Origin of the sequence: Qipengyuania sp. RANM35, from assembly GCF_041021145.2 — a bacterium.
In the GTDB taxonomy this organism is placed as follows: domain Bacteria; phylum Pseudomonadota; class Alphaproteobacteria; order Sphingomonadales; family Sphingomonadaceae; genus Qipengyuania; species Qipengyuania soli.
Genome location: NZ_CM196433.1, coordinates 1,119,034 through 1,132,488, shown reverse-complemented (window position 1 = coordinate 1,132,488; position 13,455 = coordinate 1,119,034). Strand labels below are relative to the sequence as shown.

The following is a 13,455-nucleotide window of genomic DNA, read 5'->3' as shown; positions in this document are numbered from 1 at the left end:
TGCGAACTGCTTATGTTCTGAGGTGCCCGAACTTAGGCGAGAGGGCGTCAAAGCGCCACCGAGCGGGGGGAACGAAGCGCCGTATCGAGCGCTTTTTCCACATATGGGTGGTCTGTGCGCCCATGGAAACCCTGAACGGCGGGCACAGGTCGCATTCAATGCGCATTCAGCCGCATTTGCGTAGAAGATTTGCAATGAGAGCACACACGCGGCATGGGCCGCAGGATTGAATTTTACCCTCTTCGCGCTCAGACCCCTAACCACTCTTGGGAGCCTAGATTATGATTTTCTCGTCCCTCGTCCGCAAGACGGGCTCGTCCTCCGCTTTCGCCCTTGCCATCGCCCTGACCGCCGGTCTTGGTGTCAGCGCCGTTGCCCTGGAAACTCCGGCCTACGCAGCCAAGGAGAAGAAGGAAAAGCCGGCCAAGTCGAATTACTCGAAGGGCTTCATTACCGCTTACAAGCCGGTTGCCGATCAGTTCAACTCGGCCGCTCCGGACTATGCGGCGATCAAGGCTGCAATCCCCGCGGTCGTCGCTGCGACCGAAACCGAGGACGATCGTCACGCGGTTGGCGGCTTGCTCGTGAACCTCGGCCAGAAGACCAACGACATGGCACTTGCGCGTCAGGGTCTCGAACTGATGCTCGGCAGCGGCAAGGTCGCTCCCGAACAGGTCGGCGTGTACAACTTCCAGGCTGGCCAGCTGGCCTACCAGCAGAAGGACTATCCGGCCGCTCGCCGCTTCCTCCAGGCTGCGATTGACGCCGGCTATGCCGACAATGATCCTGAAATCTTCGTCGCGGAAAGCTATTTCGGCGAGAACAAGACCGCCGAAGGTCTTGCCTACCTGACCGGTGTTGTCGATGCGCGTCGCGCAGCTGGCAAGCCGATCAACGAAGCGTGGATCAAGCGCGGTTTGGCCATGGCCTACAACAACAGCCTGGTGAGCGAAGCGCAGAAGTACGCCAAGCTCTACGTTTCGGAATTCCCGGGCGAAGCCAGCTGGGGTGATGCGGTCGCCATCATGCTGAACACCGGTGGCTACCAGAACCCGGAGATCCTCGATCTCCTGCGCCTTGGCCGTCGCACCTCGTCGTTGCGTGAAGGGCGTACCTATCTCGAGTATCTCGACGCTGCCGATTACCGCCGTCTGCCGGCGGAAGTCGTCACCGTGATCGACGAAGGCATCGCCAAGGGCAAGCTGCGCAAGGATGACGCCTATGTCGCCGACACTCGTCGCCAGGCTGCAGAGCGCGTTGCGGTGGACCAGAAGGATATGCCCTCGCTGATGAAGACCGCCCGTGCCAGCGGCGCGACCCTGAACTCGGTCATGGCAGCTGGCGATGCGCTTCTCAGCATGGGCCGTGGCGCCGAAGCCGAAGAGTTCTACACCAAGGCGCTGGGCCAGGCCGGGGTCAACACCCCGCTCGTCCTGACCCGTCTCGGCATCGCGCAGGTCGATCAGGGCAAGTACGCCGAGGCGCAGGCGACCTTCAACAAGGTCGAAGGTGCTCGCCAGGCCATTGCCAGCCTGTGGGCGGTCTACGCCGCTCAGGAAGCGGGCTCGATGTAACGAGCCGCTATCGGTTGAAGTAAGGAGGGCGCGGGTTCGAAAGGATCCGCGCCCTTTCCTTTGGCCGCCGAAGCAAGGCTGTCAGCGCAGGCGCTTGACGAAGACCTGCCCGTCGTTGCGCCGCTCGATACTGAAGTTGGGCACGACCTCGATCAGGTCGATGAGCCGCGCGAAGCCGTAGTTGCGGGTGTCGAAGCTGGAGCGGTTGCCGGCGCGCTGGCCGACTTCGGATAGCTTCGCGAAGCCTTTTTCGTCACGCTTGCTGGCATTGTAGGCGTCGAATAGCAGGTCGAGCAATTCCTGGTCGAGCACGTTTGATGCACTTGCGCCCTTGGCGCCGTTCTCGCGTCGCTCGTCCTTCTCGGCCTTGATCAGCGCGTTGACGTCGATGAACCGCGTGCATGCCTGCCGGAAGGCCTCGGGCGTCTTCTCGCCGCCGAAGCCATAGACGGGCAGGCCATCCTGACGGATGCGCATGGCAAGCGGCATGAAGTCGCTGTCGGAAGACATGATGCCGAATCCGTCGACCCGTCCGCGAAACAGCATGTCCATCGCATCGATGGTCATTTTCATGTCGGTAGCGTTCTTGCCCTTGGTCAGGTCGAATTGCTGCTGCGGTTCGATGCCGTAACGATGCATCAGGTCGACCCATCCCTTGAGGCTTGCCTTGCGCCAGTTGCCATAGGCCCGTCGGATATTCACCTGCCCCAGTTCCGCGAGCACGGTCAGGACGGGATCGATGCCCGCAGGACTGGCATTGTCCGCGTCGATCAAGAGGGCGATGTTACGCTGCGAGAATTCGGCCATGGCGCCCAGATGGCCATGCCCTGCTAGGCGGGCAAGCACTTATTTCGCGGGGCGAAACTCGCCGGTTCGCTCGTCGAGGAGGTAGAGGATGCCGTCGGAGATGGCGAAATAGGCACCGCGCAGCGCGAGAGTGCCGCGCTTCTCCTTTTCCTGCACGCATGGGAAGGTCCGCAGGTTGGCTAGACTGACCTTGACGGCCGCAAGCTCCATCGCTCGCTCCGCGGTCCTGCCTTTCGTGCCCAGTTCCGACGCGATCGGCTCGCGCACTTCGTCCAGCATGTCGATCCAGTGAGCCACGAAGCCGCCTTCGCCCAACTCGTTGCCATGCAGGTCCTGCGTCAGGGCGGCCTGGCAACCGCCGCACATGCCATGACCCATGACGACGACTTCCTTCACTCGCAGGAACTGGATCGCAAATTCGAGAGCGGCGGACACGCCGTGCCGACCCGGCGTGGTCTCGTAAGGCGGAACAAGAGCCGCCACGTTGCGAACGACGAAAATCTCGCCAGGGTCCACGTCGAAAATCTGGGCCGGATCGACTCGACTGTCCGAACAGGCGATCACCATCACCTGAGGTGATTGGCCTTCCTTGAGCTCTTCCCATCGATCGTGCTGGCGCTTCCAGTCACCGCTACGGAAACGGCCATAGCCGTCGATCATCTCGTCAAAGCTCTTCATTCCGGCCCCGCTGCAATGTTTCAGAGTTCGAAGCAAGGGATTCGCGAATAGCTATGCGGCTTGCCCGAGCGGGGCAGGGGGCCTAGATGGGCCGCGACATGAACGACCTATCCTCCGCACCCGCGCCCGAAGGCGAACGTCCGCGCATGCAGCGCAAGCCCGACTGGATTCGCGTGAAGGCACCTGTGAGCCAGGGCTACAACGAAACGCGCAAGCTGATGCGTGAACTCAACCTTCACACGGTGTGCGAGGAAGCGGCTTGCCCGAACATCGGCGAATGCTGGACCAAGAAGCATGCCACGGTGATGATCCTTGGCGATACCTGCACCCGCGCCTGCCGGTTCTGCAATATCAAGACGGGCATGCCCATGCCGGTCGATCCGCTCGAACCCGAACACACGGCCGCGGCCGCAGCCGCCATGGGTCTCGAGCACATCGTCATTACCAGCGTCGATCGTGACGACCTTCCCGACCGCGGGGCAGGCCAGTTCGTCAAGGTCATCAACGCGCTTCGCCGCGAGACCCCGAATACCACGATCGAAATCCTCACGCCCGACTTCAAGGGCCGGATGAAGCAGTCGATCGAGGAAATTTGCGAGGCTGGCCCCGACGTCTTCAACCACAATCTCGAGACCGTTCCGCGCCTCTACCCGACGATCCGCCCGGGTGCGCGCTACTACGCATCGCTGCGCCTGCTTGAAGAGGTGAAGGCACATAATCCGCTGATCTTCACCAAGTCGGGTATCATGCTCGGGCTCGGCGAAGCTCGCCTCGAAGTCCACCAGGTGATGGATGACATGCGCAGCGCGGACATCGATTTCATAACCATGGGCCAGTACCTGCAGCCGACGCCCAAGCATGCGAAGGTGGAGGAGTTCGTGACCCCAAAGCAGTTCGCTGCCTATGGCGCGATTGCCCGCGCAAAGGGCTTCCTCCAGGTTGCAGCGAGCCCGCTGACCCGCTCGAGCTATCACGCTGGCGACGATTTTGCCCAGATGCGCGCGGCGCGCGAAACGAAGCTCGCCAAACAGGGCGCCTGATGCCGGGAATCCGGGAAAAGCGTTTTCTGCCATACACCTGCGAGCAGATGTTCGATCTGGTCGCAGATGTTGCTAGCTATCCCAAGTTCCTTCCGTGGGTCGTCGCGACACGCATCAAATCCGACACCGAGACCGAAATGGTCGCGGACATGCTGGTCGGCTTCAAGGCCATTCGCGAGAAGTTCACCTCGCGCGTCGAGAAGCGGCGTCCGGAGCATATCGAGGTGTTCTACGTCGACGGACCGCTGAAAGATCTCGACAACAATTGGACGTTCACGCCCGCTCCCGGTGGATGCGAGGTCGATTTCTGCGTCGAATTCGCATTTCGAAGCGCAGTGTTCGAAGCACTGGCAGGCCAGTATTTCGACCGGGCATTCCGGAAGATGGTGGGCGCTTTCGAAAAGCGCGCCAACGAGCTCTACGGCAACAGCAGTTCGAGCGCGCAGATCGTCGCCTGACGGCGGATATCGCCGCGCGTCGTAGGATCGAAGCGTTTCATTTCCCCGTCGGGCTCGCCTTCCTGGCCGCGCACCACGCGAGCGAACACTACAGTCCCGACAGGTTTGAACTCGGTTCCGCCACCGGGTCCGGCCACGCCGCTGATGGCTACGGCGACATCTGCGCCGGAGTTTTCGAGCGCCCCCTTTGCCATCGCCCATGCACAAGCGATCGATACCGCGCCGAAGGTCTCGATGATGTCGAGCGGTACGCCGAGGCACTCCATCTTCGCTTCGTTGGAATAGGTGATGAAACCGCGGTCCAGCACTGCCGATGATCCCGGTACGTCGGTAAGCGCGCCGCAGACGAGCCCGCCGGTGCAGCTCTCGGCGAGGGCGACCTTGCGACCGGCTGCGACATTGGCCTTGATCACCTTCTCGGCGAGATCGGTGATTTCCTTGGGAAAGGGGCTGTCTTCGATCATGGCGCTACCCTTGTTGACGGACCACGGTGGCGATCGCCTGCGTGGCGATGCCTTCGCCACGACCGGCAAAGCCAAGCCGTTCGGTGGTCGTCGCCTTCACCGATACGCGGGCGCTGTCAATGCCAAGCAAGGCGGCGATGCGGTAACGGATTGCGGGCCGGTGAGGTCCGATCTTGGGCTCTTCGCAGATGATGGTCAGGTCGACATTCGAGATCGTGAAGCCGGATTTCCGTGCCAGTTCAGCAGCATGGACGAGGAACCTGTCGCTGCTTGCACCTTTCCACTGCGGGTCGCTCGGGGGAAAATGGGTTCCGATATCGCCGTCGCCGATGGCCCCCAGGATGGCATCGGTCAGTGCATGGAGCACTACGTCGGCATCGCTATGGCCCGCGAGTCCCTTCTCGTGTTCGATCCGGATACCGCCGAGCCACAACTCCTCGCCGGCGACGAGGCGATGGACGTCAAAGCCCATTCCCGTGCGAATGTCCGGTGTGTCGGTCATGAAATCCCCTGCAAAAGTCAGTTTGGCGAGGCGCTCGTGTCCCTCGACGAGGGCAATGGTCCCGCCTGCGGCGCGCAGGACCTGGGCATCGTCCCCGGCATTCGTCGGCCCGCTCCATGCACGATGGGCGGCCAGGATGTCCGCGAACCTGAATGCCTGGGGGGTTTGCACCCGGCGCAGCGTGTCGCGCTCCGCGCTGCCGGCCATCACGCCGCCTGCGTCGACTGCCAGGCTGTCGACTACGGAAAGCGCCGGGATTGCTCCCGGGTGAGTGGCAAGTGCGGCAAGCAGCCGTTCGATGACTTCACGCGGCAAATCCGGACGTGCTGCGTCGTGGATGAGGACGCGATCCGCAGCAGAAACAGCTTCAAGTCCACGGGCAACCGAATCCTGCCGGGTTTCCCCGCCGGTGACCAGGCTGATCCCTTCAAGGCCGACTAGCACTGCCCGGGCTACGTCCTCGCCATTTTCGGGGATGACCACCACAAGCGGATGCGCACCTGCGTCCAGTAGCGTTTCGACCGAATGGCGCAGAACAGGTTTGCCGCGCCAGCTTGCGAACTGCTTGGGAAGAGGCTGCCCTGCGCGCAGTCCCTTGCCTGCGGCGACGACCACGGCGGCGAATGGGGGCAGGGGAGCGGCGATGGGCATAGCGCCCGGCGCTAGCCGCTTGCCGTTTTCGCTGCAACGCACTATGTGGCTGCCCAATATTTAGGCACAACCCTCCGATATGAGCACGCCCCCCCTTCCTCCGGTCCCGCCGAAGCCGATCAACATCGGTCCCGTGACCATCGACACGCCGGTTGTTCTGGCGCCGATGACCGGCGTAACGGACCTGCCTTTCCGCAGGCTCGTCCGCAGCTACGGGTCGGGTCTTAATGTCACCGAGATGATCGCGAGCGAGGCCGCTATCCGCGAGACCCGCCAGAGCATCCAGAAGGCTGCGTGGGACCATATCGAGGAGCCTGTTTCCATGCAGCTCGTCGGCTGCGATCCCGCGAGCATGGCGGAGGCTGCCAAGCTGCAGGAAGGCAACGGGGCGGCCATCATCGACATCAATTTCGGTTGCCCGGTCCGCAAGGTCGTCGGTCAGTTGGCTGGTTCTGCCCTGATGCGTGAAGTGCCGCTTGCAACCAGGCTGATGGAAGCGACCGTCAAGGCCGTGAACGTGCCGGTCACGGTGAAGATGCGGATGGGGTGGGACCATTCGGATCTCAACGCACCTGAACTTGCGAAGATTGCCGAGGATCTCGGTGTGAAAATGATCACCGTCCACGGCCGTACACGCAACCAGATGTACAAGGGTAGCGCCGACTGGGCCTTCGTGCGCAAGGTCAAGGATGCGGTTTCCATTCCCGTCATCGTCAACGGCGATATCTGTGGGATCGAGGACGCGGCGAAAGCCTTGGAGCAATCGGGTGCAGACGGCGTGATGATCGGTCGCGGAGCCTATGGCCGACCTTGGCTCCTGGGCCAGGTCATGCACTGGTGGCGGACTGGCGAGACGATTGCGAGCCCCGACTTCGATGAACAGTATGCAGTAGTGCTCGACCACTACACAGCGATGCTCGACCACTACGGGACGGATGTGGGTGTAAAGATCGCCCGGAAGCACCTTGGTTGGTACACCAAGGGTATGCATGGCTCTGCAGATTTCCGGAACAAGGTGAACTTCATCGACGATGCTGCTGTAGTTCTTGAGGAACTTGAGCAGTTTTACGATCCCTTCCTGCGTCGCCGCGCGGCATGATGTCTCTGTCCGGCGGGCCTGAAGCAAGCGCCCAGATCGCCGGGATGATTTTTGCCGTCCTGCTGCTCGACGGTGATGATCGGATCGTAGAGTCCAATAGCGCCGCCGAAGAAATGCTTGGCCGCAGCAGCAACCGCCTGGTCGGGATGCATTTGTTCGACGCAATCGGTGTCGAGGATGACCGCATGCGGATCGGCCTCGCCAGCAATGAATCACGCATTATCGCGCGCGGGATCACCATCGGAACGGTTTTCGGGGATCGCCGGGTCAACTTCACCAGTTCGCCCATGCCCTCCCATCCGGGATGGCGTGTGGTGACACTTTCCGATGTAGGTCAGCCGGAAAATTCGGACGATGAGGAGCGCGTCGAACTTCGCGCGCCAGCGGTCCTCGCGCACGAGATCAAGAACCCGCTCGCTGCCATCCGGGGGGCAAGCCAACTGCTGGAACGCAGGGTGGAGGGTCGCGACCGCCCGCTCGCCAAGATGATCTCAACCGAAGTCGATCGCATCGCCCAGCTGATCGACCGGATGCAGCAACTTGGCGCCAAGCCGATAGAGGTCACAGGTCCCTGCAACCTTCACGAAGCCGTGCGCAATGCCATGGCGACGGTGCGCGCAGGGCGCAAAGATGGCTGCGAGCTCGTCGAGGAGTTCGATCCTTCGCTCCCCCCTGTTGCAGCTCAGCAGGGGGCATTGGAGCAGGTCCTCATCAACCTGATCGCTAATGCCTGCGACGCTAGTCGAGACCTCGAAAATCCGCAGGTAACCGTACGAACGCGCTACGTAAGCGGCCTCGTTTTCAATGCCATCCGCTTCGGCAAGGCTACAAGGCTACCGATCGAAATTACCGTAACGGACTCGGGCCCCGGCATCGACCCGAGCCTGCGCGACCACGTGTTCGAGCCCTTTGTCTCGAGCAAACCGCAGGGACAGGGGCTCGGCCTTGCACTAGTGCGCAAGCTCCTGAGAGACATGGGCGGGCGAATTTCGCACGAACGTGACGAGCGTGCGGGTGTGACGCATTTCAGGATCAACCTGCCAGTGGCGGGGTAGGGGAGGAAGATGGCGCATTCGGCACTTCTCGTCGAGGACGATCGGGGGATCGCGACGGTTATCACCGAAGCCCTGCGTGACGAGGGTTTCGACGTCACTACTTGTGACAGCATTTCACGTCGTGACGCCATTCTGGCCGAACGCGCATTTGACGTCATGCTGACCGACGTCATCCTTACCGACGGCGACGGGTTGGCGTCGATCGAAGCCGTACGGGACGTGGCGCCCGACATGCCGGTCATTGTACTTTCCGCTCAAAACACGCTGGATACGGCGGTTCGAGCGAGTGATAGCCATGCTTTCGAATATTTCCCCAAGCCATTCGATCTTGATGACCTGACCCAGGCGGTAAGACAGGCTGTAGCCAACCGGCCTCGTCCCTCCGGGGATGCAAACGAGCCCGACACCGAACTCCCGCTAATCGGGCGCAGTCCGGCGATGCAGGGCGTCTACCGGATGATAACAAGGGTGCTGCGCAATGACCTTACGGTTCTCGTCACGGGTGAGTCAGGCACCGGGAAAGAGCTGGTGGCGGAGGCCATCCACCAATTGGGGGCGCGCAAGACCGGACCCTTCGTCGCGGTCAACATGGCAGCCATCCCGCACGATTTACTCGAAAGCGAGCTATTCGGGCACGAGCGTGGCGCCTTTACCGGTGCCGTCAGCCAGCAAATCGGCAAGTTCGAGCAGGCAAATGGCGGTACTCTGTTCCTCGACGAGATTGGCGACATGCCCGCCGAAGCTCAAACGCGATTGCTGAGAGCTCTCCAATCAGGTCGCATTCGCCGGGTTGGGGGACGACAGGAAATCGGAGTCGACGTAAGGATCATCGCTGCGACCAACCGTGACCTTGGACCCATGATTGCGAGCGGTTCCTTCCGTGAAGACGTGTATTATCGGCTCAACGTCGTCCCGATCCACCTCCCGCCGCTGCGTGAACGTGCAGAAGACATCGGCGCATTGGTAAGGCACTTCCTTGCCCAGGCGGCCTCGGAGGGTCTTCCTCGTCGCCAGATTGCCGATGACGCGGTGGCACAGCTCGCGACACGCCAATGGCCCGGAAATGTTCGCGAACTGCGCAACGTCGTGTTCCGACTGGCTCTCATGGCACGGGACGAGGTAATCGATGCGCCTACATTGATCGATAGCCTGCCTGCCGAAAGACATGCAGATTCCGGTGAGGCGGAAGATGGTTTCGAGGCTGCATTGCGTGGTTGGCTCGCTGCAAACGGTACTTCGCCGGGCAACTTATATCATGGAGCGCTGGCCGCATTCGAGAAACCTCTGTTCGAGCACGCCCTCCAGCAGACCGAAGGAAACCAACTGCGCGCAGCACAGCTACTGGGGATCAATCGCAACACTCTTCGCAAGCGCCTTGCGGACCTCCAAATAGCCCCGGAACGCTTCGTTAGACGGCATTAGCGGGCATTTTGTCGATTTTGTGCTTGCAAAAGTGCAACACGAGCGTTGTAACGCTGCAACGATGGCGACCCCGGCCAATTCAGCGATAAAGACCCCTCCGAGATGGTGGCGAAAATTTCTCGTCGCCTCCCGTCGAGCGAACATTTTCGCCTACGTCGAAATCTTCTTCATCGTTGCCTTCCTGCTCATGGTGGCCAGCACGTATGCTGCCTTCACCACGGCGCCTCCGAACGGCCAATTGTTGCCGAGCAGGCAAGTCGCGGCGCTTTTGATCGGAACGCTGATCCCGGCCATGGCACTGCTCGTGCTGGCGGGGCGCAGGCTGGCATTGCGACGCGCGGCCGGCAGCACGGCACGACTGCATGTGCGCCTGGTCTTCTTCTTCTCAATGATTGCCGCAGTGCCGACACTGCTGGTGGCGGGGTTCGCCGCGTTTCTCTTTCAATCCGGCGTGGATTTCTGGTTTTCCGACAACTCGCGCGGACTCATGGAGAATGCGAACCAGTTGGCCGAGAGCTACTATGCTGAAAACCAGCTCGACCTCGGCAACGAGACCATCTCGATGGCTATGGACATGCGGTCCATCCTCCAGAAGGTTCAAGTTACAGATCCCAACTTCGCACTCGTCTACCAGTATCAGGCCGAACCGCGTGACGTGGTTGAAAGCGCTATCCTGCAAGCCTTGCCCGACGGAACCATGCGAACCGCGGTGGTCTACGGTCTTTCGGAGGGCAGCGACCCGATACCCTTCGCTCAATCGGCGATGGGGCCTCTGTCCAAGAACGAGCAGGTCGTCGTGCGCGGCAGTCCCGAGCGGATCGAGGCGGTTGCGCCGATCGATCGCGAAACCGGCATATATCTTTACACGGCGAGAAGTTCGGAGGCCTCAAGCTTCCGCAGCTGGCAAAGCGCGCGCTCGATCTCCGATGCGTATGACGAGCTTACCAAACGCGCCCGCGCCCTGCAGTTGCGCTTCAATCTTGCGCTGTTTTTTGTCAGCCTGGCGCTTGTCGGGTTGTCGGTGTGGTTCGCGCTGCGCTTTGCAGATCGGCAGGTGGAGCCGCTAACCGACCTCGTTGCCGCGGCGAGGAAGGTGGGGGCGGGCAACTTCTCGCTCCGGGTAGAGGGGCGCACCGGCGCAGACGAAATCGGCATGCTCAACCGCGCCTTCAACCGCATGACGGCGCAACTTGAAAAGCAGACGGATGCATTGGTTTCGGCCAATGCCGAGCTGGAAGAGCGGCGCAGTTTCATCGAAGCTGTGCTGGAATCCGTGAGTGCCGGCGTGATCTCGATCGACCGCGAGCTCAACGTATTGCTCATGAACGCGCCGGCGCAGGCCATGCTCATGGACGATGCCGAAGCCACCCCGCAACCCACGACGCTGTCGGAACTCGCTCCACAGATTACGGCGATGGTGGTGGCTGGCCTGACTCAGGGTGTGATCAGTCACTCGCGTCGGGGTGAACTGCTCACTCTGGCCGTTAAGATCGGAGAAGAGTCCGAAGGCTACGTCATCACTTTCGAGGATATCACCCGCCAGTTGCTTGATCAGCGACAAGCCGCCTGGTCCGACGTTGCTCGCCGGATTGCGCACGAGATCAAGAACCCGCTCACACCGATCCAGCTGGCGACCGAGCGCCTGAAACGACGCTATCGCAAGCAGATCGAGCAGGACGGCGAATTGTTCGATGAATTGACCAGCACGATTGTCCGGCAAGTCGGGGACCTTCGCAAGATGGTCGACGAATTCTCAAGCTTTGCCCGCTTGCCCAAGCCTGTATTTCGACCCGAGGATGCGCTCGATCTCGTCCGTCAGTCGCTGTTCCTCCAGGAAGTCGCGCACCCCGACATCAACTATTCGCTGGACACCAATGCCGATGGGCCGATCCGCATCCAGTGCGATCGACATCAGGTCGGACAGGCGGTGACAAACATTCTCAAGAACGCATTCGAAGCGATCGAAGCGAAATCTGTGAATGCGGAACCGGACTACCGCGGCAAGATCGCGGTCAGGGTTCGCGAGGACGAGGAGTCGTTTACGGTTTCCGTCGAGGACAACGGCATCGGACTGCCTCAGGACCGCGAGCGTATCCTCGAACCCTATGTCACGACACGCGAGAAGGGCACCGGACTCGGCCTCGCGATCGTCAACAAGATTGTCGAGGAGCACGGGGGCGAGATGACGTTCTCCTCAATCGAAAGTGGCGGGACGCGCGTGACCATGCGCTTTGCCCGCGACCCGCACACCGTTCGCGGTGAGGGCAACCCTTGATGCAAAGTGAAGGTACGGACCGATGGCGCTAGACATCCTGATCGTCGACGACGAACGCGACATCCGTGATCTCGTGGCGGGCGTTCTGAGCGACGAAGGCTACGAATGCAGGACTGCAGGTGACAGCACCAGCGCCTTGGCGGCGGTCGATGAGCGCAGGCCCAGCCTCGTCCTCCTCGACGTCTGGTTGCATGGCAGCCCAATGGACGGGCTCGAAGTGCTCGACGCGATCAAGGCTCGCGAACCGGACCTTCCGGTCATTGTCTTTTCTGGCCACGGTAACATCGACACAGCGGTTAGTGCCGTAAGCCGAGGCGCGGTGGACTTCCTCGAAAAGCCTTTCGAGGCTGAGCGCCTGCTCCATCTGGTCGACCGTGCTACAGAAACCGAGAGGCTGCGACGCGAAAACACGCGCTTGCGCGAGGGCATGGTTCAAAACGGGGAGTTCACTGGCAATTCGACCGTGATCAACGCTGTGCGCGCTACGCTGAAGCGTGTGGCGAACACTGGCAGCCGCGTCCTCATCAGTGGTCCCGCCGGAACGGGTAAGGAAGTGGCCGCGCGACTGCTGCACAGCTGGAGTCCACGGGCCGAGAAGGCCTTCGTGATCGTCAATTCGGCCCGGATCACACCGGAACGGTTCGAGGAGGAACTGTTCGGAGAGGAAGCGGATGGCAAGCTGGTAAGGCCTGGACTCCTCGAAATGGCGGATGGGGGAACGCTGTATCTCGACGAGGTGGCCGACATGCCGCTCTCCACTCAGGCGCGGATATTGCGCGTTTTGACGGAACAGAGCTTCGTGCGCGTCGGAGGCTCACGCCAGATCGGAGTCGACGTCCGGGTGGTCAGTTCGACCGCTCGAGATCTTCAGAAGGAAATGGAGGAGAAGCGGTTTCGCGAGGACCTCTTCTATCGCCTCAACGTTGTGCCGGTTGAAGTGCCCTCACTGGCGGAGCGTAGGGACGACATCCCCGCGCTCGCGAATACATTCTTCGCGCACTATGCTGCAGAGCAGGGCTTGCGTCCCCCGACGATCAGCGAAGAGGCATTGGCGGCGCTTCAAGCCTACGACTGGCCAGGTAACGTGCGCCAGTTGCGCAACGTGGTGGAGCGCACCGTGATCCTGACGCCACGAGAACAGCTCGAGCACATCGAAACGGAGATGCTCCCCGAAGAGGTGCTCGGAGGCAAGGTGGGCGGAAATGGCGGCGTAGCCGCACTAATGGGAGCCCCCTTGCGCGAAGCTCGCGAGAGCTTCGAGCGCGAGTACCTGACCATCCAGATACGCCGCTTCTCGGGGAATATTTCCAAGACCGCGAGCTTCATCGGGATGGAGCGTTCGGCCCTCCATCGTAAATTGAAGCTCCTGGGTATGGCCGACAAGAAGCCGGGGGATCGCAAGAACTGAACGAATAAATCGCTGCTCCCAA

General features: G+C 61.4%; 12 protein-coding genes. 8 read left to right on the top strand and 4 right to left on the bottom strand.

The features are described 5' to 3' along the window. The first annotated feature begins 281 nt into the window (after nt 1-281). On the top strand, nt 282-1,574 hold the full coding sequence (locus tag RAM60_RS05725; RefSeq protein WP_369025209.1) for a hypothetical protein: 1,293 nt from the start codon (nt 282-284) through the stop codon (nt 1,572-1,574). An 81-nt stretch (nt 1,575-1,655) separates the two neighbouring features. Here RAM60_RS05725 and RAM60_RS05720 read toward each other — a convergent pair whose 3' ends face one another. Then, on the bottom strand, nt 1,656-2,381 hold the full coding sequence (locus RAM60_RS05720; RefSeq protein WP_369025210.1) for an NYN domain-containing protein: 726 nt from the start codon (nt 2,379-2,381) through the stop codon (nt 1,656-1,658). A 39-nt stretch (nt 2,382-2,420) separates the two neighbouring features. Beyond that, nucleotides 2,421-3,059: a carbonic anhydrase gene (locus tag RAM60_RS05715; protein ID WP_369025211.1), complete on the bottom strand. Its 639-nt coding sequence runs from the start codon at nt 3,057-3,059 to the stop codon at nt 2,421-2,423. A 98-nt stretch (nt 3,060-3,157) separates the two neighbouring features. Between RAM60_RS05715 and lipA the strand changes: the two genes are divergently transcribed. Next, the gene (gene lipA, locus RAM60_RS05710) at nt 3,158-4,099 is read left to right on the top strand and encodes a lipoyl synthase (protein ID WP_369025212.1); all 942 of its coding nucleotides are present in this window, start codon (nt 3,158-3,160) and stop codon (nt 4,097-4,099) included. After that, complete coding sequence (locus RAM60_RS05705; protein ID WP_369025213.1) at nt 4,099-4,557, top strand: type II toxin-antitoxin system RatA family toxin; 459 nt, start codon at nt 4,099-4,101, stop codon at nt 4,555-4,557. Before lipA ends, RAM60_RS05705 begins: the two co-directional genes overlap by 1 nt. Here the strand turns inward: RAM60_RS05705 and RAM60_RS05700 are convergent. Together RAM60_RS05700 and RAM60_RS05695 are read right to left on the bottom strand one after the other, a co-directional pair. After that, on the bottom strand, nt 4,518-5,021 hold the full coding sequence (locus tag RAM60_RS05700) for a CinA family protein (RefSeq protein ID WP_200983833.1): 504 nt from the start codon (nt 5,019-5,021) through the stop codon (nt 4,518-4,520). The genes RAM60_RS05705 and RAM60_RS05700 overlap by 40 nt on opposite strands. 4 nt (nt 5,022-5,025) lie before the next feature. After that, nucleotides 5,026-6,174, bottom strand: a complete 1,149-nt coding sequence (locus tag RAM60_RS05695; protein ID WP_369025214.1) for a bifunctional 2-C-methyl-D-erythritol 4-phosphate cytidylyltransferase/2-C-methyl-D-erythritol 2,4-cyclodiphosphate synthase — start codon at nt 6,172-6,174, stop codon at nt 5,026-5,028. Between the two features lie 79 nt (nt 6,175-6,253). Between RAM60_RS05695 and dusB the strand changes: the two genes are divergently transcribed. The 5 genes from dusB to ntrX all read left to right on the top strand — a co-directional run bounded on the left by dusB (nt 6,254) and on the right by ntrX (nt 13,433). Further along, a complete protein-coding gene (gene dusB / locus RAM60_RS05690) occupies nt 6,254-7,273 on the top strand; it encodes a tRNA dihydrouridine synthase DusB (RefSeq protein WP_369025215.1) in 1,020 nt (339 codons plus the stop codon). Continuing rightward, entirely contained in the window at nt 7,270-8,328 is a 1,059-nt protein-coding gene (locus RAM60_RS05685) for a two-component system sensor histidine kinase NtrB (RefSeq protein ID WP_369025216.1), read from the top strand. Before dusB ends, RAM60_RS05685 begins: the two co-directional genes overlap by 4 nt. A gap of 9 nt (nt 8,329-8,337) precedes the next feature. Continuing rightward, nucleotides 8,338-9,750 carry a nitrogen regulation protein NR(I) gene (gene ntrC, locus RAM60_RS05680; protein ID WP_369025217.1) on the top strand — a complete coding sequence of 471 codons (1,413 nt, stop codon included), beginning with the start codon at nt 8,338-8,340 and terminating at the stop codon, nt 9,748-9,750. Nucleotides 9,751-9,811: 61 nt separating this feature from the next. Further along, nucleotides 9,812-12,025, top strand: coding sequence for a sensor histidine kinase (locus RAM60_RS05675; protein WP_200983828.1), 2,214 nt, complete (start codon nt 9,812-9,814; stop codon nt 12,023-12,025). A gap of 22 nt (nt 12,026-12,047) precedes the next feature. Then, nucleotides 12,048-13,433, top strand: a complete 1,386-nt coding sequence (ntrX, locus tag RAM60_RS05670) for a nitrogen assimilation response regulator NtrX (protein WP_200983827.1) — start codon at nt 12,048-12,050, stop codon at nt 13,431-13,433. Nucleotides 13,434-13,455: the final 22 nt, after the last annotated feature.

Bases quoted from the DNA above. Each gene is read 5' to 3' on its own strand.
- RAM60_RS05725 (WP_369025209.1), top strand. From the start codon at position 282: ATGATTTTCTCGTCCCTCGTCCGCAAGACGGGCTCGTCCTCCGCTTTC.
- RAM60_RS05720 (WP_369025210.1), bottom strand. From the start codon at position 2,381: ATGGCCGAATTCTCGCAGCGTAACATCGCCCTCTTGATCGACGCGGAC.
- RAM60_RS05715 (WP_369025211.1), bottom strand. From the start codon at position 3,059: ATGAAGAGCTTTGACGAGATGATCGACGGCTATGGCCGTTTCCGTAGC.
- lipA (WP_369025212.1), top strand. From the start codon at position 3,158: ATGAACGACCTATCCTCCGCACCCGCGCCCGAAGGCGAACGTCCGCGC.
- RAM60_RS05705 (WP_369025213.1), top strand. From the start codon at position 4,099: ATGCCGGGAATCCGGGAAAAGCGTTTTCTGCCATACACCTGCGAGCAG.
- RAM60_RS05700 (WP_200983833.1), bottom strand. From the start codon at position 5,021: ATGATCGAAGACAGCCCCTTTCCCAAGGAAATCACCGATCTCGCCGAG.
- RAM60_RS05695 (WP_369025214.1), bottom strand. From the start codon at position 6,174: ATGCCCATCGCCGCTCCCCTGCCCCCATTCGCCGCCGTGGTCGTCGCC.
- dusB (WP_369025215.1), top strand. From the start codon at position 6,254: ATGAGCACGCCCCCCCTTCCTCCGGTCCCGCCGAAGCCGATCAACATC.
- RAM60_RS05685 (WP_369025216.1), top strand. From the start codon at position 7,270: ATGATGTCTCTGTCCGGCGGGCCTGAAGCAAGCGCCCAGATCGCCGGG.
- ntrC (WP_369025217.1), top strand. From the start codon at position 8,338: ATGGCGCATTCGGCACTTCTCGTCGAGGACGATCGGGGGATCGCGACG.
- RAM60_RS05675 (WP_200983828.1), top strand. From the start codon at position 9,812: ATGGCGACCCCGGCCAATTCAGCGATAAAGACCCCTCCGAGATGGTGG.
- ntrX (WP_200983827.1), top strand. From the start codon at position 12,048: ATGGCGCTAGACATCCTGATCGTCGACGACGAACGCGACATCCGTGAT.